Source organism: Pseudoalteromonas sp. 0303, assembly GCF_013349995.1.
In the GTDB taxonomy this organism is placed as follows: Bacteria; Pseudomonadota; Gammaproteobacteria; order Enterobacterales; family Alteromonadaceae; genus Pseudoalteromonas.
This window is the reverse complement of record NZ_JABVXF010000015.1, coordinates 35651-52908: the sequence shown is the minus strand read 5'-3', so window position 1 is coordinate 52908 and position 17258 is coordinate 35651. Positions and strand designations below refer to the sequence as shown.

General features: G+C 42.5%; 16 protein-coding genes. 5 read left to right on the top strand and 11 right to left on the bottom strand.

The genetic code is table 11. The features are described 5' to 3' along the window. Window positions 1-48 precede the first annotated feature (48 nt). On the top strand, window positions 49-489 hold the full coding sequence (locus tag HUS62_RS11565; protein ID WP_175079630.1) for a YqaA family protein: 441 nt from the start codon (window positions 49-51) through the stop codon (window positions 487-489). Between the two features lie 249 nt (window positions 490-738). Here the strand turns inward: HUS62_RS11565 and folX are convergent, their stop codons facing one another. From folX to HUS62_RS11535, 6 genes are all read right to left on the bottom strand, one after another. Beyond that, complete coding sequence (gene folX / locus HUS62_RS11560; RefSeq protein ID WP_054554637.1) at window positions 739-1098, bottom strand: dihydroneopterin triphosphate 2'-epimerase; 360 nt, start codon at window positions 1096-1098, stop codon at window positions 739-741. A gap of 2 nt (window positions 1099-1100) precedes the next feature. Then, a complete protein-coding gene (gene folE / locus HUS62_RS11555; protein WP_058585381.1) occupies window positions 1101-1655 on the bottom strand; it encodes a GTP cyclohydrolase I FolE in 555 nt (184 codons plus the stop codon). 18 nt (window positions 1656-1673) lie between these two features. After that, window positions 1674-2393, bottom strand: a complete 720-nt coding sequence (gene folM / locus HUS62_RS11550; RefSeq protein ID WP_175079629.1) for a dihydromonapterin reductase — start codon at window positions 2391-2393, stop codon at window positions 1674-1676. A 248-nt stretch (window positions 2394-2641) separates the two neighbouring features. Beyond that, the gene (nadE, locus tag HUS62_RS11545) at window positions 2642-3478 is read right to left on the bottom strand and encodes an ammonia-dependent NAD(+) synthetase (protein WP_054563697.1); all 837 of its coding nucleotides are present in this window, start codon (window positions 3476-3478) and stop codon (window positions 2642-2644) included. A gap of 95 nt (window positions 3479-3573) precedes the next feature. Continuing rightward, window positions 3574-4200 (bottom strand): YceH family protein, encoded by a 627-nt coding sequence (locus tag HUS62_RS11540; protein WP_175079628.1) that lies wholly within the window; start codon window positions 4198-4200, stop codon window positions 3574-3576. 15 nt (window positions 4201-4215) lie between these two features. Beyond that, on the bottom strand, window positions 4216-7581 hold the full coding sequence (locus HUS62_RS11535) for a response regulator (RefSeq protein WP_175079627.1): 3366 nt from the start codon (window positions 7579-7581) through the stop codon (window positions 4216-4218). Window positions 7582-7759: 178 nt separating this feature from the next. Between HUS62_RS11535 and HUS62_RS11530 the strand changes: the two genes are divergently transcribed. Beyond that, window positions 7760-10042 carry a penicillin acylase family protein gene (locus HUS62_RS11530; protein ID WP_175079626.1) on the top strand — a complete coding sequence of 761 codons (2283 nt, stop codon included), beginning with the start codon at window positions 7760-7762 and terminating at the stop codon, window positions 10040-10042. Here HUS62_RS11530 and HUS62_RS11525 read toward each other — a convergent pair. Beyond that, window positions 10035-11135, bottom strand: coding sequence for a GGDEF domain-containing protein (locus HUS62_RS11525; RefSeq protein ID WP_220095020.1), 1101 nt, complete (start codon window positions 11133-11135; stop codon window positions 10035-10037). The genes HUS62_RS11530 and HUS62_RS11525 overlap by 8 nt on opposite strands. Window positions 11136-11396: 261 nt before the next feature. On the opposite strand from HUS62_RS11525, the gene HUS62_RS11520 reads away from it, so the two are divergent. Further along, the gene (locus HUS62_RS11520) at window positions 11397-12929 is read left to right on the top strand and encodes a carbon-nitrogen hydrolase family protein (protein WP_055199243.1); all 1533 of its coding nucleotides are present in this window, start codon (window positions 11397-11399) and stop codon (window positions 12927-12929) included. Beyond that, on the top strand, window positions 12929-13246 hold the full coding sequence (locus HUS62_RS11515; RefSeq protein ID WP_175079625.1) for a multidrug efflux SMR transporter: 318 nt from the start codon (window positions 12929-12931) through the stop codon (window positions 13244-13246). Before HUS62_RS11520 ends, HUS62_RS11515 begins: the two co-directional genes overlap by 1 nt. 41 nt (window positions 13247-13287) lie before the next feature. Here the strand turns inward: HUS62_RS11515 and HUS62_RS11510 are convergent, their stop codons facing one another. Further along, window positions 13288-14166: a DMT family transporter gene (locus HUS62_RS11510; RefSeq protein ID WP_175079624.1), complete on the bottom strand. Its 879-nt coding sequence runs from the start codon at window positions 14164-14166 to the stop codon at window positions 13288-13290. Window positions 14167-14401: 235 nt separating this feature from the next. Here HUS62_RS11510 and HUS62_RS11505 point away from each other — a divergent pair, with 235 nt between their 5' ends. Beyond that, entirely contained in the window at window positions 14402-14785 is a 384-nt protein-coding gene (locus HUS62_RS11505; protein WP_175079623.1) for an MAPEG family protein, read from the top strand. 77 nt (window positions 14786-14862) lie between these two features. Here HUS62_RS11505 and HUS62_RS11500 read toward each other — a convergent pair whose 3' ends face one another. The 3 genes from HUS62_RS11500 to HUS62_RS11490 all read right to left on the bottom strand — a co-directional run bounded on the left by HUS62_RS11500 (window position 14863) and on the right by HUS62_RS11490 (window position 17207). Beyond that, on the bottom strand, window positions 14863-16068 hold the full coding sequence (locus tag HUS62_RS11500) for a TonB family protein (RefSeq protein WP_175079622.1): 1206 nt from the start codon (window positions 16066-16068) through the stop codon (window positions 14863-14865). Between the two features lie 9 nt (window positions 16069-16077). Beyond that, window positions 16078-16452: a BlaI/MecI/CopY family transcriptional regulator gene (locus HUS62_RS11495; protein ID WP_175079621.1), complete on the bottom strand. Its 375-nt coding sequence runs from the start codon at window positions 16450-16452 to the stop codon at window positions 16078-16080. 68 nt (window positions 16453-16520) lie between these two features. After that, window positions 16521-17207, bottom strand: a complete 687-nt coding sequence (locus HUS62_RS11490; protein WP_175079656.1) for a pseudouridine synthase — start codon at window positions 17205-17207, stop codon at window positions 16521-16523. Window positions 17208-17258: the final 51 nt, after the last annotated feature.

Here is a 17258-nt window from a genome sequence, read left to right as displayed (position 1 = left end):
CATATACTAAAAGCTCAGCCATTTGCTGAGCTTTTTTATGTGATGTTTATGGCCTACTTATCGTTATTTCTCAGCGCGTTTATTTCCGCAACCTTATTACCTAGCTCTTCAGAATTAGTGATGACAGCTATGATAGCCAGTGGTGATTATCTACTTTGGTTGTTATGGCTAAGTGCAACCGTGGGTAATGTGCTTGGGAGCTGTGTTAATTATTGGCTGGGCACGCAAGTCATGCGATTTAAAGACCGTAAATGGTTTCCCGTTTCACAAAACTCGATAGACAAAGCCGAACAGCAATTCAATAAGTACGGTATTTACAGTTTGTTGTTTGCTTGGCTGCCTATTGTCGGCGACCCTTTAACGGTTGTTGGCGGAATTTTTAGGGTTAAGTTTTCAATCTTTTTGTTGCTCGTGACCCTAGGCAAAGGCGCACGTTATTTAGCTGTGCTTGCCTTTGCGGTAGGACTAGGGCGTGTTTACCTTTTATGATTAATTTTGCAGCAGGTGTGTTTGGTATTTAGACAAGGCAGAGCCTATGTAGTGTGGTTGTTTCACATAAATAGGTGATAACGCAGCATCAATGCCAAACACGCGCTGCCCTTCGGGTTCTTCCTAGGGGCGATTAACTCTTTGTTGCTCGATTTTTACTTAGCCCATTAGGTTACAAATCTCGCGCCGCGATTAAATCGCCCCTAGAGTGAACAAATTTTAATCCACAAAGGTGAACACGCCCTTATTCTAGCTTTTTTGCCAATCTAGGGTCAGTGATACAGAATCCGCAAAGCGCAGCGCGTGAGGTTTATCGACACGCACTTTGGCATAGTGAACACTTTGATGCTGGTGGCAAATTGCTAAAATTTCAGCAACCAATTTTTCTAACAGCAAAAAGTGGCCTTCTTCGACAAGGCTGATCACTTCTTTGGTGATGGTCTTGTAGTTTAGCGCCTTATCAACCGCATCAGTTTCACAAGCTTGATCCGCAGGGTAATGAATTTCTAAATTAATCACTACATCTTGCTTTTTCTCACGTTCCTCAGGGTTAAAACCAATAAAGGTTCGTAGCCTGAGGTTAGTGACATTAATAATTGCGTTGGCCATCATTACCCTCTAACTAGTTGTAAGAACTCGTTACGGGTTTTTGGATCGGCTCTGAAGTTACCTAGCATAACTGATGTACGCATGCTTGAGTTTTGCTTTTCAACGCCGCGCATCATCATACACATGTGTTTTGCTTCAACGATTACGCCAACACCTTTCGCACCAGTTACTTCTTCAACTGCTTTAGCAATTTGATGGGTTAATTGTTCTTGAATTTGGAAACGACGGGCATACATATCAACAATTCGCGCAAACTTAGATAAACCAAGCACTTTGCCATCAGGAATATAAGCAATATGGCAGCGGCCAACAAATGGCAGCAAGTGATGCTCACACATAGAGTAAAGCTCAATGTCTTGGATCAATACCATGTCATCGGCATCTGAAGTGAATACCGCATTATTGGTAATTTCATCTAATGTTTGACGATAGCCTTTAGTCAGATACTCCATCGCTTTTGCTGCGCGTTTTGGCGTGTCGAGTAATCCTTCACGAGCAGGATCTTCACCTACCGCGGTAATTATTTGTTGGTAACTGTTTTTTAAATCATCGTGCATAGCTTTCTCAGTAATTCGTTATTTTAAATGTCTGCCACCATCAACAGGCATAGAGCGACCTGTGATGTAGTGACTGTTTAGTAATAGTTCTACGCTGTTAATAATCTCGGCGCAGCCGGGCTCAATGCCCATTAGCGATTTCTTTAATGTTTTTGCCTTGTATTCGTCGCTATCGTGCTCGTTAAAAATAATAAGCGAGGGAGCGATAGCATTCACTTTAATGGCGGGTGCAAATTTAGCGGCAAACGACTTGGTTAAATTATCAAGCGCCGCTTTACTTGCTGCATAAGCAAGATGCTTAGGGCTACCTTTTTCAACCACATAATCGGTTAGGTGAATAATATCTGCGGCTTGGCCACTGTTTTGTTGATAATGCAGTAGCAAATCAGAAGCTGCTAAATTAATTAAATAGGGCGCTTTGGCGTGGATACGCATCATGTTATCAAACAGGTCTGCGTAATCGTGGTTATTTGCTTCGCAATCCCAGCTAGACGCATTATGGATAATTGCCTTGAGCTGGTTGGTATGGGTTTTTAATTCTTCGATAAAATGCCCGATAGCTTGGTCACTATTAAAATCAGCATGGATGCAAATAGCGCCTTTACCTGCAAGCACATCAATTGCTTCATGGCGGGTACGGTAAGTGACTATGATTTCTTGCCCTTGCGCTAAAAAGTGCTCGGCCAGAGCGAGTCCAATACGTTGGCCTGCGCCAGTAATTAAAATGGGCGATGACATAAACTAATATAAAACCTTAGATTTTTGATTTGAAATGTAATGTATTTAACTGTAACAACTATAAACCAAATTACAGAACTATTTCATCTTTACTGCAATCATGTTGCTAACTTTTACGTCAAGCATAGCGCTCTAGATCATTTAGCGCGGCCGATAATGAGTGATTGAAGGTTTTGAATATTGCTAAGGGTCTGTACGAGGAAGGAAAAAGGGCAATTATTATTGCCCTTTTAGTGTTTTAACCGTTTTTAAAGTTCGTCGTATACCGTTGGGATCGCTTGGCGCTTATGTTGAGTACGTAAGTAAATTGCTGTTAGCTTTTCTTCGACTTCATTGCTGACTTCTTTACCTTCTAAGAAATCATCAATTTGATCGTACGTTAGACCAAGCGCTTCTTCGTCAGTTAGACCTGGGCGATCACACTCTAAGTCGGCCGTTGGTGCTTTGTGAACCAATACAGCTGGTGCCCCTAAGTGCTCAGCAAGCGCACGAACTTGACGCTTTGATAAGCCAAATAAAGGTGCTAGGTCACATGCTCCATCACCAAATTTTGTGTAGAAGCCAGTGATGTTTTCAGCACTGTGATCGGTACCAACAACTAAGCCTTGGCTGAAACCGGCAATTTCATACTGCGCAACCATGCGTTGGCGTGCTTTTACATTACCTTTGATAAAGTCGATTTTAGCTTGCTCTGGTAATTCAGCACCACCACCAACAACCGCTGCCATTGCTTGTTCATGCATGCCATCGACAGCCGCTTTAATGTTAACCGTCATACGCTTACTTGGTTGAATAAAATCTACGGCTAGTTGTGCTTCGTCTTCATCTGCTTGTACGCCGTAAGGTAAGCGCACAGCAATAAATTGATATTCGTTGGTGTTATGTTCTTGGTTTAATTCATCAACCGCTAATTGGCATAAACGGCCACAGGTTGATGAGTCAACACCGCCACTGATCCCTAATACAAGTGAGCGAGAGTGCGCAGCAATAAGTCGGCTTTTAAGAAAGTTAACACGACGGGTAATTTCCGCTTTTACATCAATAGTTGGTTGGACTTTCATTTCCGCCAGAATGTCGGCACGCATGGTAGAGCTCCTATTTTTCGTTGTGGTTGTCAGCGTTTTGAGGGCCACCTCTGATGAGAGGCAAGAACTATATTATGTTACGGGCGCGGTTTTTATTAAAGACCTAAATGCGCTTTTATTGCGTTAATTTGTTGCTTAAGATCTTCGATTTCGCTTCGTAATTGTTGCACTTCACTACTGTTATCTTGAACTGGCTCATTAGCAGCCATGTCCTCAGTAATGCTGTCTGGGTCAACAAATAAGTGCATGTAGCGGCTCTCTCGCTTGCCGGGCTCTCGTGATAAGCGTGCAACATGTTCTTGTTCAATGAGTGCGTTTAATGCGGCTTCGACTTCATTGACGTTACTGAACTCAGCGAGGCGGTTGCTGCGAGTTCTCAGTTCGCCTGGTGTTTGCGGGCCACGTAACAGTAACAAACAGATAATGGCGCGTTGCTGCTCTGTAAATTGCAAACTGCCAAATTCGGTATTACAAAAGCGGTGAGCATATTTATTTACACGCCCAGATAGCCCTTCATCAACCGTCACTAAGCGTGATTCAATAAGCTCATCGAGGGTATCTTGTACTTGCGCTTCAGTGAGAGACAGTACAGGTTCACGGTTAGATTTTTGATTACATGCATTAGTCAGTGAATTTAAAGATAACGGATAATGTTCGGGTGTTGTACTTTGCTTTTCGAGTAAGCAGCCAATAACGCGTTGTTGTATTGATGATAATTGCATGGGTTTACTCTCTTTTTATTCTTCAGTGCTTAGCCACACTGTTAACTTTTTATTGAGCGAGTCAAACTTAAGAGGTTTGGTGACATAATCGTTCATACCTGCGTTTAAACAACGCTCCTTGTCACCTTGCATCGCGTTTGCTGTTAGAGCAACGATATTAACCCCTTGATGAGCTGCGCCTGCTTCACCTGCCCGAATGGCTCGCGTTGCTTGGTAGCCATCCATTTCTGGCATTTGGCAATCCATTAACACTAATTGATAAGGGCTTTGCTCCCGGCTCGAAAGTTTTGCAATCGCTTCAAGACCATTTTCGGCAATATCAAAACTAAGGCCGGCTTGTTTTAGCAAAGAACCCGCCACCATCTGATTTACTTTGTTATCTTCAACCAGTAAGACTTGCGACTCAGTATTATCGCTACTGGTCACGGCCTTGGTTATTAAGGCTTCTTTATTAACCTGTTGCTGTTCAATGTATTTGTCGTTAGCCAGTGAGTTAAATAAATCAGACTGTGTTAATGGTTTAAAGATAATACTCTCAACTTTTAATGTTTGTCTCGTTTGTTTTTCAGTGAGACTCATTGGTGCCATCAAAATCCGTTTACAGTGGGTGGCATTAAAGTATTTTAAGAATGCTTGTTGGTGCTCTTTTGTTGCGCTGCTATAAAACTGATAATCCACTAAAATTGCATCGCAGTCTTTATCGTTTTGCATTGCAGCACGATTAAGTAAGCTTGGCATATCACTATAGGTCTCGACCTCTGCTCCCCATAGCTGCAATTGTTTTTTGGCAATATTGATACTGAGCTTACAATCATCAGCAATTAAAATATGCTTTTTATCTATAATATGGCTTGGCTCTGGTACTTGCTTTGAGTGATCACGCTTAACTTTTACAGTAAAATTAAAGGTGCTGCCTTCTCCGTATGAACTAACCACACTGACATCACCCCCCATTAAATGGCACAGCTGTTTTACTATCGCAAGGCCAAGCCCTGTCCCGCCATATTGGCGTGTAGTTGATGCATCAGCTTGAGTGAACGAGTCAAATAGAGTGGCTTGCTTTTCGGGCTTAATCCCCACACCCGAATCAATAACAGAGCAGTTCAAGAATAATTCTTCGTCGCTTGTCTCGAGTTTGGCGATGACGATAATTTCACCATCTTTTGTGAATTTAACCGCATTGCTAACTAGGTTATTGATGATTTGTCTAATCCGATTTGGGTCGCTAATGATAAAGCCGTGATTAAGTTGTGTGGTATCTAGCAGTAACTTGGTATTGTTTTGTTCTGCTTTAATGGCAAACGATTCGATAGTATCGCCAAGTAGTTTTGATACATTGAAGCTCACATTTTCAATATCGAGCTTACCGGCCTCAATTTTAGAGAAATCTAAAATATCGTTAATGATATGCAATAGTGATTCGGCCGATGATTGCGCCAAATCTATATGGTGGTTTTGTTGGGTATCTAGTTTGGTTTGTTTGATGATATTGAGCATCCCGATCACGCCATTCATAGGGGTGCGGATCTCATGACTCATGCTTGCTAAAAATTCACTTTTGGCTTTTACGGCTTGTTCTGCTGCTTCTTTCGCTTGAACTAGTTGCTGTTCTGTCTCTATGCGGCGCTGACTGGCGTGTAAACTACCTATTAATGCCGCAACAGCGATTAAAAAGCTTTTCTCATTTTTACTCCAATGTCTGCGGTTATGACACTTTTCGGCGCACACAACCCCCATAGTTTTGCTACCAGTAGGGATTATTACAGTCAGCATTGAGCGTATATTAAACCAATCAAGGTAGTTGCTGCGTAAGTCACTCGTCAGAGGATGTTGCTGTGCATCACTGGCATTAATTACAGCGTGATTGTTAATGGCATCAAAATAATTCTGAAATTCAAACTGTTGTAGTGAAATCGGCTCGCTAAATTCAGGCTGGCTTTGGTCGTGAATAGCAAAGGTATTGAGCGATTGGCGATCGTCACTAAATAGCCAAATACTAGCGCGATCAATATCAAAAGCGTGACAAATTGCTTGCACAATCACATGTTTAGATAAGTTAAGGTTACCTGTCAGAACGGCATCATTAACAGTGAGAGACGCTAAAATCTCGTTATGTAAGGCTATTTTGTTATTTTCGAGCTCAACCCGCTTACGGGTATCAATATTTTGCAGTGAGCCAAATAGCTTTATACAACGGCCATTTTTATGCTCGGCTTCACCATGTAACAGTACCCAAACTTCATCACCTTCAGCAGTGATGATTTGAACTTGGGTCTCAAAACTCTCACCATACTTGATTGCGCGCTCGTTAAGGCGACGAATTTTATCTCGGCTTTCACCAGCTTTGAAATGTGTAAAGTTAGCAGGCCACTCTGGCTGTACATTAAGAGGAAACTTAAAAATTTGCTTGGTCATATCAGACCAATAGACGGTTTTTGTCTCTAGATTAAAAGACCAAGCGCCGACTTTAGCAAGGCTACTCATGGTTTCTAACATACGTTCGCTTTTGTACTGTCTTTCGACCATGCGTAAAAAGAATACAGAGGCGCCAGCAAACAAGATACAGAATAAAATAATGGCCAGTCTAAGCGGCCAAATAGCAGAACTTGGTGGCTGCCATCCAGATTTTGGTGTGGTGTACATCTGCCACTCACCACCTGGAAAGTTAATTCTAAAGCTCAGAGGGTCGGTGTTGAGCACTTCCTGTGAACCGTAGAAAAAATCACCTTTAGCACCAAGGCCATTCCTGCCTTGCAGGGCAATATCATAGTGCTGACTTAGCGCGATTAACCCCGAGTTTGTGTAGATTTTATCTATATCGAGGACAACTGACAGCAGCCCCCAAAAAGTGAGTTCTGGTGGAGTGAATACGGGCATTCTTGCTATTAATGCTTGACCACCTTGCACCAACTCTAAGGGGCCGGCCATAACAATACGGTTTTCATCTCGCGCTTTAATTGCGTCATCACGCTGCGCTGGGTTTTCTAAAAAGTTTAGCCCGATAGATTTCTCATTACCCACAAGAGGATAAGTCATCTGAATAACCATATCAGGGGCTGCGCCGATGTTTCTAAGCTCTGAGGAGGTTGAAAATAAGGGGCTAGCAATTTGCGTGAAGCGGCTTTGGTCTAAATTGGGCTCGGCTGAAACGGCAACCGCCAAGCCGCGTACAAGTTGAATGTTAGATATTAAGGTGGCTTCAAGCTCTGCACGATAGGCGCTTACTTTTGCCAGCTCCTGGGCTCGAAAAGCATCTTTCTCGCGGCTGTAATTAATTTGGTCGATTACAAGGCCAATCACGATGATACAGGCAAGTGAAAACCAGAAGGCTAGCTTCAGTTTTTGTAGTTTTTTATTATCTGTATCGGTCGCTAGCGGCATGAGAAATATCAGGTTTTATACTATCTACCTACTATAGACAATTTCTTTGGTAATTAACAATGAACAGCAAACTAAGAGTACTAATTTCAATTATTTGTATCGCAACACTATTCTTTCACAAAACTCAGGTTAATATACCAGGTTAATACAGTGTTACTCTGGCGCAAGGATAATTGGCATGTTTAAGATAATCAAATGGTTACTCATAGGTTTGTTCGTGGTGGTGTTACTCGCAACCGGGCTTGTTTATGGTGTACTAAACTTAAGTTTACCGGCACTTGATGGTCGCGGTAAAAGCGACGCGATTTCGCAATCAGTTAAGATTGAGCGAGACACGTTGGGGCAAGCTATTATTCATGCCGAAAACCGATTAGATGCAGCCTATGCTCTTGGTTTTGCTCATGGTCAGGACCGATTCTTTCAAATGGATTTACTGCGCCGTAATGCTGCAGGTGAGCTTAGTGAGTTATTTGGCAAAGCCGCGGTTGGGCTTGATAAAAAAATGCGCTTTCATCAGTTACGTAAACGCAGTCAGATTGCTGTCGCGCAGTTACCTGCTAAAGATAAAGCGCTATTAAAAGCGTACGCGAATGGGGTTAATGAAGGCCATGCGCAAGTGGGTTTCGATAGCTTTGAATATTTACTCACAGGCGCTGAAGCAAAACCTTGGCAAAGCGAAGACAGCTTACTAATCATTTTTAGTATGTATTTAGATTTACAAACGGCCACCTTTGAGCGCGACAAAACACTGATCGAAATCGAAGATTTATATGGTAAGGCGATGGTCGACTTTATTACTCAGCCTAGCCTTTATCAAGCGGCACTCGACAACAGCCAATTAGCGCCTTATGACGGCGGTATTCCTAATCTCAAAGACCCTCAATGGGCTATGACTGAAATTGCAGACCGTAAAGAGTTAGGCAGTAATAACTGGGCGGTTACTGGGCAGTTAACTGAAACTGGTGCTGCGATGTTGTCTGACGATATGCACTTATCGTTTGCTGTGCCAATCATTTGGTACCGTGCTCAGCTCAATTACCCACTCAATGGAGAAATGCAGCAAATCACTGGCGTGTCTTTACCAGGCGCTCCTGCCATTGTTGTTGGTACTAATAATAAGATAGCGTGGGGATTCACCAATGGTTATTTAGATACAGCCGATTGGATAGCCCTTGAGAGTAAAGAGAAAACCTGGCAGATAGATGAACCTATCTTACTCAATGACGGCAACATCGAAAATTACGCTTTAACCATGAGTGAGTATGGCCCAGTTAAAGAAATTAACGGCAAACCTTATGCACTAAGTTGGGTTGCTCACCATGAGTATGCGGTTGATATGGAGTTACTTAAGCTTGAGCAGGCAAACACGGTTGATGATGCACTAGCGCTTGCTGCTGAGGTGGGTATTCCTGTACAAAATCTGATGGTTGTTGATGATAAAGGTAATGCAGCTTGGAAGAATATGGGAGCCGTGCCTGCCCGTAAAGAGCCCCATCAATTAGCTGTGGCTGAGCAAGCGTATCCTGCACAGTGGCACGAAAACGAAACCCAGCGCCCATTTGTTAAAAACCCAGAAAGTGGCCGTTTATGGACGGGCAACTCACGCGTTGTTTCCGCAGAGGATGACCAGCGCTTTGGTAATGGTGCTTATGCCATGGGGGCTCGCTCGGCACAAATTCGCGACCGCTTATTTGAAAAACAACAGTTCAACGAACAAGATTTTTATGACTTACAACATGATAACGAAGCGCGTTTCTTAACGGCTTGGCATAAACTGCTGGTCAAACAGCTTAGCACTGCAGGCGATAAATATGCCCTGTATTTAAAAGAGCTAAATAATTGGCAGGCGTGTGCTTGTAGCGACTCAATTGGCTACACCTTAGTAAAGCGCTACCGCAGTGAAGTGATTAACGGCTTATTTAGCCCATTAGAGAATAAGCTAAAAGCCCTCGACAGTAGCTTAAAACCAGTAAAACGAGACTTAGAACCTGCTGTTTGGCAACTTATCGAAGCGCAGCCTCAGGCATGGTTAAACCCTGAGTATGCAAACTGGCAACAACAAATGATAGGAGCTTTTGACCGCGTTATCACTAAACTAACCGAGCAGTATGGTAACAACCCGCATAGCTGGGAGTGGGGCAAGGTTAACGAATTAGTGATTGAGCACCCATTTGCCAAGCAAATACCCGCACTGAAAAGCTTATTGAATATGCCTACGGAGCCTGGGTTTGGTGATACTTTTATGCCTTCGGTGCAAGGACGTAGCTTTGGTGCTTCACAGCGCTTTATTGTTCAACCTGGGCACTTAGATAAAGCTATAATGGCTATTCCGGGTGGGCAGTCGGGACATCCATTGTCAGAATTTTATCGTGCCGGGTTTAACGATTATGTCAGTAATGGTTTAACGCCATTATTACCGCAGGAGATTGCCCACAGTATCACCATAGATGCGGTTAATTAACCGCATCAGCATCTTTGAAAGCAGGGCGATGGCCTTTAGCAATAGTTGTTTGGTTGCGCCCTGCATGCTTACTTTTATACAGCGCTTCATCGGCGTGTTGCAGCATTTTTTCTATTGAAGCGAGCGGTTGCCATTCAATAAGCCCAAAACTCATCGTGACATTGAGATCAGGGAATTCATGATGCGCTTTTAGTTCGGCGATTTTGATACGTAAAGTTTCAATTTTTGCGAAGGCTTGTTTTGCATCAGTGTTGGTTAATAAAATTAAAAACTCTTCGCCACCCCAGCGTACGGCAATATCGTCATCATTAATGAATTGGCGAATTAGCTTCGCAATATTAATGAGTATTGTATCTCCCTTATCATGGCCGTAATTGTCGTTAATACTTTTAAACTTATCAATATCAGCCATAACAATACAAAGATTGCTCTCTTGCTCAATACTTTTTTGATGTGCTGCGGTAATTAATTTTTTAGCAAAACGGCGGTTATAGAGCTTGGTGAGAGGGTCGCGGGCTGCCATTTCTGTTAACTCAACCCTTTGTGACAAAGTGATTTCTCTGATTAGACCCATGCCATAGACCATAGGTAAACCGGCAATAATAATATTGATTACATTTACATGTGGTAGTAACTCTGGGTAAGCAAAGCCGTACTGAACATCTGAAAAAAATACATATAGCAGGGCGAATATCGCAATCATCACTAAGCTATATAAAGCTGCACGCTTAAAGGTTAATTGATAATCGATCATTAAAATACAAGACACGGTCCATAGGTAAAACTGGAACCCTGCGCCTAAGCCAAGGGTGGCACAGACAATTACCGCATGAATAATTACTTCAAGGCAAAATACTCTAAGTGCCAGTGAAGTCAGTCCTTGCTTAATTAAGAAAATACCGCTTGCCCAAGCAAGCACACTCAAAATATTCACTAAAGCAAGCGTAATAGCCCCTATGTGAGCAAATACGGGGATAAGCAATACATGAACTATCAGCGCGAAATAGGCGATTTTACAAATAATCAGAAATTTTACGTGTTCAATCTCTTCTAAGCCAGATTGCTTTGATTGTTTTAATAAGTGTTTGATCAATCCAACCTCAAATACACGCGGAGAGTAGCATAATTATAGATGAAAAGTTGAGCAATGCAGGTTTATAATTGCTCGAATTTGCTTTGTAAACGCTTGTCGCTGATGTTTATGAATGAAGCTAAGCGTTTGTTCACATCATGTTTGTTAGGCTTTGGGGCTTGGCAGAGTGGGCATTTGATGCCACTCTAGTTAAAGCTAATCAAGAAACATGCTGAGCAATGTTTGCTGTGATTATTCTCTCGTGCCTTAAAAGGAGTAGCTATGCCGGCGGAAAAAACGCATTTAGAGATCTGTAATCTAACCAAAGAACAGTACCCACAAATAAAGACCCTCATGGATCAAGCGTACCCAGGGCTTGGAGGTGCTTGGCCAAGTCACACTATTTTTAGGTTGATAGACCAGTTTCCGGAAGGGCAAATAGGCATTGTTGACGATGGTGTTTTAGTGGGTATCGCCTTGAGTGTACAGGTCGATTACGCGCGCTTTTCTAACCCACATACCTACGAAGATATTGTTGATGGTCACGACCGAGTATTTAGTGATCCTGAAGGTGATGCACTTTATGGTCTAGATGTAGTGATTTCATCAACTCACCGAGGGATGCGATTGGGTCGTCGCTTATACGATGCACGTAAAGAGCTGTGTCGTCAGTATAACTTACGCGCTATTTTAGCGGGTGGGCGTATTCCGCGTTATTACAATCACAGTGCAGAGATGTCGCCGATGGAGTACATCGAAAAAGTTGACCATAAAGAACTGTACGATCCGATTTTAAGCTTTCAGCTATCTAATGACTTCCAAGTTAAACGTTTACTTAAAAAATATCTGCCTGAAGATCAGGAGTCAGTTGGTTATGCCACTTTACTTGAGTGGAATAACATTATGTTTGAGCCGACTGATACAGTACTTGAGTCGACCAAATCAATTGTCCGTGTCGGTGCCGTACAGTGGCAAATGCGCTGTGTTGAGTCTGTTGAGGAGCTGCTCAAGCAAGTGGAATACTTTGTTGATACGGTGTCTGACTATAAAAGTGACTTTATTCTGTTTCCGGAGTTTTTCAATGCCCCGTTAATGGGTCTCACTGAGCAAAGTAATCAAACGGAAGCCATTCGCTATCTGGCCGAGTACACCGAAACATTCCGTGATGCGATGTCGCGCATGGCGGTTGAATACAATGCCAATATTATCACAGGTTCCATGCCGCTTGCTGAAGATGACAAAATTTATAATGTCAGCTACCTATGCCACCGTAGCGGTAAAATTGATGAGCAGCGCAAAATTCATATTACGCCCCATGAGCAAAATGATTGGGTGATCCAAGGTGGTGACAAAATTGCCGTATTTGAAACGGATGCGGGTCGTGTCGGTATTCAAATTTGTTACGATGTTGAGTTCCCTGAGCTGTCGCGTATTCTCGCTAAGCAAGGGCTGGATATTTTGTTCGTGCCATTTTGGACGGATACTAAAAACAGTTACTTACGTGTTCGTCATTGTGCGCAAGCACGTGCAATTGAAAATGAATGTTATGTTGTGATTGCAGGTTCGGTTGGTAACTTACCAGAGGTAGAAAGTTTAGACGTACAGTATTCGCAATCAGCAGTGCTTACTCCTTCTGACTTCTCGTTCCCGCATGATGCGACCTTGAATGAAGCAACACCGAATACCGAAATGCTGTTATTTAGTGATTTAGATATGGATAAACTGAAAATTCTTCACAGTGAAGGTACCGTCAGGAACTTAAAAGACCGCCGTGAAGATTTGTATGACGTGATCTTGAAAAAGCGAGATCACTAATGGCGTGGTTGTATTTAATTGTCGCAGGTCTATTAGAAATTGGCTGGCCTGTTGGCCTTAAGATGTCTCAACAGCCAGACAGTCGCTGGTTAGGCATTGCGATAGCCATCGCCTTTATGGTCGCTAGTGGCTTTATGTTGTGGTTGGCGCAGAAGGATATTCCGATGGGGACATCCTATGCTGTATGGACAGGAATCGGTGCAGCGGGCACTTTCTTGGTCGGTATTTTATTTTATGGTGATGCCGCCACATTTGGCCGCATTGCCGGAGTACTGCTGATAATTAGTGGTGTAATAACCCTAAAAATTAGTCATTAAAAAAGCGGCAATAGCCGCTTTTTTAATGACTAGAAACGCACCTAGTTGGGTAGCATTACCAGAATGGCAGCCAGTGCAATTAACACAAGCCCCGCCGTGTCTTGGCGTTTTAGCGGTTGTTTTAGCCAAAGAATCGATACCATAATGGTAAAAAATACTTCAATTTGCCCCAGTGTTTTTACATAAGCAACATGCTGCAAGCTCATGGCGCTAAACCAACCGATGGAACCTAAACAGCTACACACACTAACAGCGGTCGTGGTGCCTTTGTGATGCCACATTTTCTTAAATGTATCGCGCTCTTTGAGGGCAATATAAACGCACAGCATCAACGTTTGTAAGCTGATTATCAGTACCAATACCCAAGCGGCCGAGTGCGGGAAAGTCAGCCCTGAATTTAAACTTGCTTCACGGATCCATGAAGATGAAAGAGCAAAAGAAGTACCACAAGCAAGCCCAAGCAGTGCAGTGCCCAAATTAAAGTGTTTAATATTCGCGATGCCACTTAATAGCAATACCGCAATTGCACCAATAAATACGCCAACCCAACCTAGCAGTGATAGTGCTGAGCCAAAGAACATTACACCTAAAATGGCCGCCATTAGCGCTTCACTTTTAGCAAGCCCTGCACCGACTGCAAAGTTATTCATTTTAAACAGTTTTACCATCAAACCAGTGGCAACGATTTGGACGATACTGGCGCCAACAATGTAGCCAATAAAAGCTAGGTTAAAATCAGGAAGTGCGGCGTCTTGATACTGATAAAGTACAAATAAATACAGAGCAGCAATTGGGCTGGCAACGATAAAGCGAGCAAGCGTTACCCCGGCAACACTCACTGTTGCACTGAGTTTACTTTGCAGAGCGTTGCGCCACGACTGCATAAAAGCTGCAAAAATGGTTAAGAAAATCCAAGTCATATTGAAAATAAATTAATAAGGAGAGGCGCTTAGAGTAACAAAACCAAAGTATGAGAGCATTAGCTTATCGACCAACTTGAGAAAAACTCAGCTGTGACAATATGCCGCAGGGCTTTTATGTTGGCTTTAGACTATAGTGACAATGATGCTATTGCTGGCCGCTGCTGTTTTAAGTAGCGGCTTTTTTTTGTTTGCGGTAGGGTGAGCTATTACAGTTAAAAGATAAGGAAGTATCATGACCACATTGATTATCTGCGCACTCATCGCAGTGCTCATACCTTATTTAGCTAAAGCCCCCGTGGCTTTTGCACAAAATAAGTTGTCAGGCTACGACAATAAGCATCCGCGTGAACAACAAGCTAAACTAACCGGCTTTGGTGCTCGTGCATTAGCAGCACATCAAAATAGCTTTGAATCTCTGATTATTTTTGCAGTAGCGCTGGCGGTGGTAATCGGTAGTAATAATATCTATCAGGTGACTGAAATCCTGGCGATTATGCATGTTATCGCCCGCGTGTTGTATTGTATTTTCTACTACATAAACCAGGATATTTTACGCTCATTAGTTTGGCTTGTTGGTTATGTTTGTGCTGTGGCGATGATTGCTGTTTGCCTCTAGTCACAAGGCAATGAGTTAAAAACCACAAAGCAAGCGGCTTAAATAAGGCGCTTGCTTTAGGGTCTTAATGGCTTCTCTTACTTAGAGCTAACTTTAATTTTCTCAATTAAATCCTTTGCTTGATAGTTTTCGTCTAAGGCGAAATCGAGTTGTACTAAGGCGTTTTTAAAGCCAGATTCAGACGGCGCATATTGCCATTGTTTTAAGGCTCTTTTCGCTTCTCGATTGAAAACATTCTCAGGCTCTGCACTTACCACACTAACATTGCTGGTGGCGCCACTTGGTAAAATATCGTATTTCAAAACGACTGAACCGCTAATGCCTTGCTCTGCAGCTTGAATTGGGTATATCGGCTCTACGCGCATAACCGCTTGATAGTCTTTTGTCTTTTCAACTGACATAGGCTGTTTTGCAATGGCAAAGCTGCTAAGCATGCCCGTTGTAAAAATAACTAACGCTGTTTTTGCGATAAATGAGCTGTTGTCGATCTGCTTTATTTGATTTAGACGTTGTAACATGGTGTTTTTATCTCCGTATTGTGAATAAGCCATTAAGCCTGTTCTGCTAAAGCTTGCACAGTGCACTAATGCCTTACTGTATAAAATTCGTTGCTCTGTCGATTTATTTTTGAGTACCTGCTCATCACATGAAAGCTCTTGAATACGGCGCAGGCTTGCATAGCCAAGCCAAGCGATTGGGTTAAACCACTGCACAATAGTGGCACTCAAAGCGATGGCATTAATTAGATTGTCTTTACGTTTAATGTGCACAGATTCATGCTCTAAAATAAGCGCTAAAGCATGGCTATCGTAGTGGCTTTGATAGTTTGTAGGCAGTACTAACTTGGTGTTAATAACGCCTACAACCATGGGGGAGCTCACCTGTTTGCTTTGGTATAAGCGCATACTTTGGCTGTTGTGATGAACAACCGTAATTGGCTCTAATTGCAGTTTTGCTAAAAAGCGGAAATGAAAATATATGGCAGTGATCAGCAGTGCTGCACTAATAAAGCCATAAATAGCAAACCAAGTGAGCGTAAACTGCGGCATTATTGCTGTGTTTGGCGTGATAGTCAGCTTACTGATAAAGTCGTTTTGTATCGGCTTTAAGTGATTTGGCAGGTTCGCTAACAGTAAGCTAATAGGTAGTAGTGCCCACAGCGTATAAACCAAGCGTGCTGATAATTGGCTCAATAATTTTCGCTCTAGCAGCAATAAAAACAAAATTGCAGATGAGATCAAAAGCTGTTGTTCTAACAGCCAATTAAAAAATGCATCTAACATAACAAAGCCTTACTTTTGCTGTTTTTCCCAGTCATCAATGACCTTTTTTAGCTCATCAATATCATGTTGCGAGAGTTGCTCTGATTTAGCAAAACCACTCACCAATGGCGCAATACGGCCATTAAAAAAGCGCTCAATAAAGCTTTGACTTTCTTTTAATGTGTATTCTTCACGGGCGATGCAAGGAGTGTAGTTATATTGGCGGCCTTGTTTCTCGAAGCTAAGTGCGCCTTTTTTAACTAAACGGCTTAGTAGCGTTTTGATGGTTTTTCCGTGCCATTCTTTATCGTCACTTAAACGCGCAATTACTTCACTTGCCGTGGCTGGGTAGCCAAGCCATACCGCATCTAATACTTCGAATTCAGCTTTAGAAAGTTCAATCATTTTTATGCCTACAGATGTAATCTTTAATTTAAGATTACACGCGTAATCAATTAATGCAAACTTTTTTGCTAGAGAATGTCACATTTTTTGATATTGACTATCTGTCCTTCGGGCAAGTTCAGCGTAGTGAGTGATAGCTTTGCGATATCTGTGCGGTACAGATCGATGACTTTGTAGCCACAAAAACGAGCCATTTTTCGTATTTGCCGATTTAAGCCTTGTTTTAAGACGATGCAAAACTGCGTTTCGTTGACTTGAGTCACCGTGCAAGGGAGGGTTATTTGTTTATCGACAGGCACACCGCTCGCCATTTTTTCACAGAAGTCGCCATCAAGGGGCTTATCTACCGTAACTAAATAGCGTTTGGGTTGGTGGTAATCAGGGTGGATCAGTTGATTACAAAACTCACCGTCATTGGTCAAAATCAACAAACCTCGGGAGTCTTTGTCGAGCCGACCAATTGGGTAAACCCGAGTGGTTTTAGGTAGACTATGAATAAGACTGGTTGGGTCGTCAGCATTTAATTTGCAATCTATACCAACGGGTTTGTTATACGCAAAGTAGGTGAGTGGCGCTTTTTCTGATATTTTTTCGCCAAGTACAATCACATCATCGTGCTCATCAACATGATCTATATGATTTGCAGCACGACCATTTACTGTTACCTCACCTTGGTCAATCAAGCGCGATGCTTGCTTTCGAGAGCAGATACCTGCATGGGCAATAAATTTGGCGAGTCGCACTTTTTCAGTCATGGATGCTTTTTGTACAATTAATTTGATCACAGTATACCAAAATCACGTATA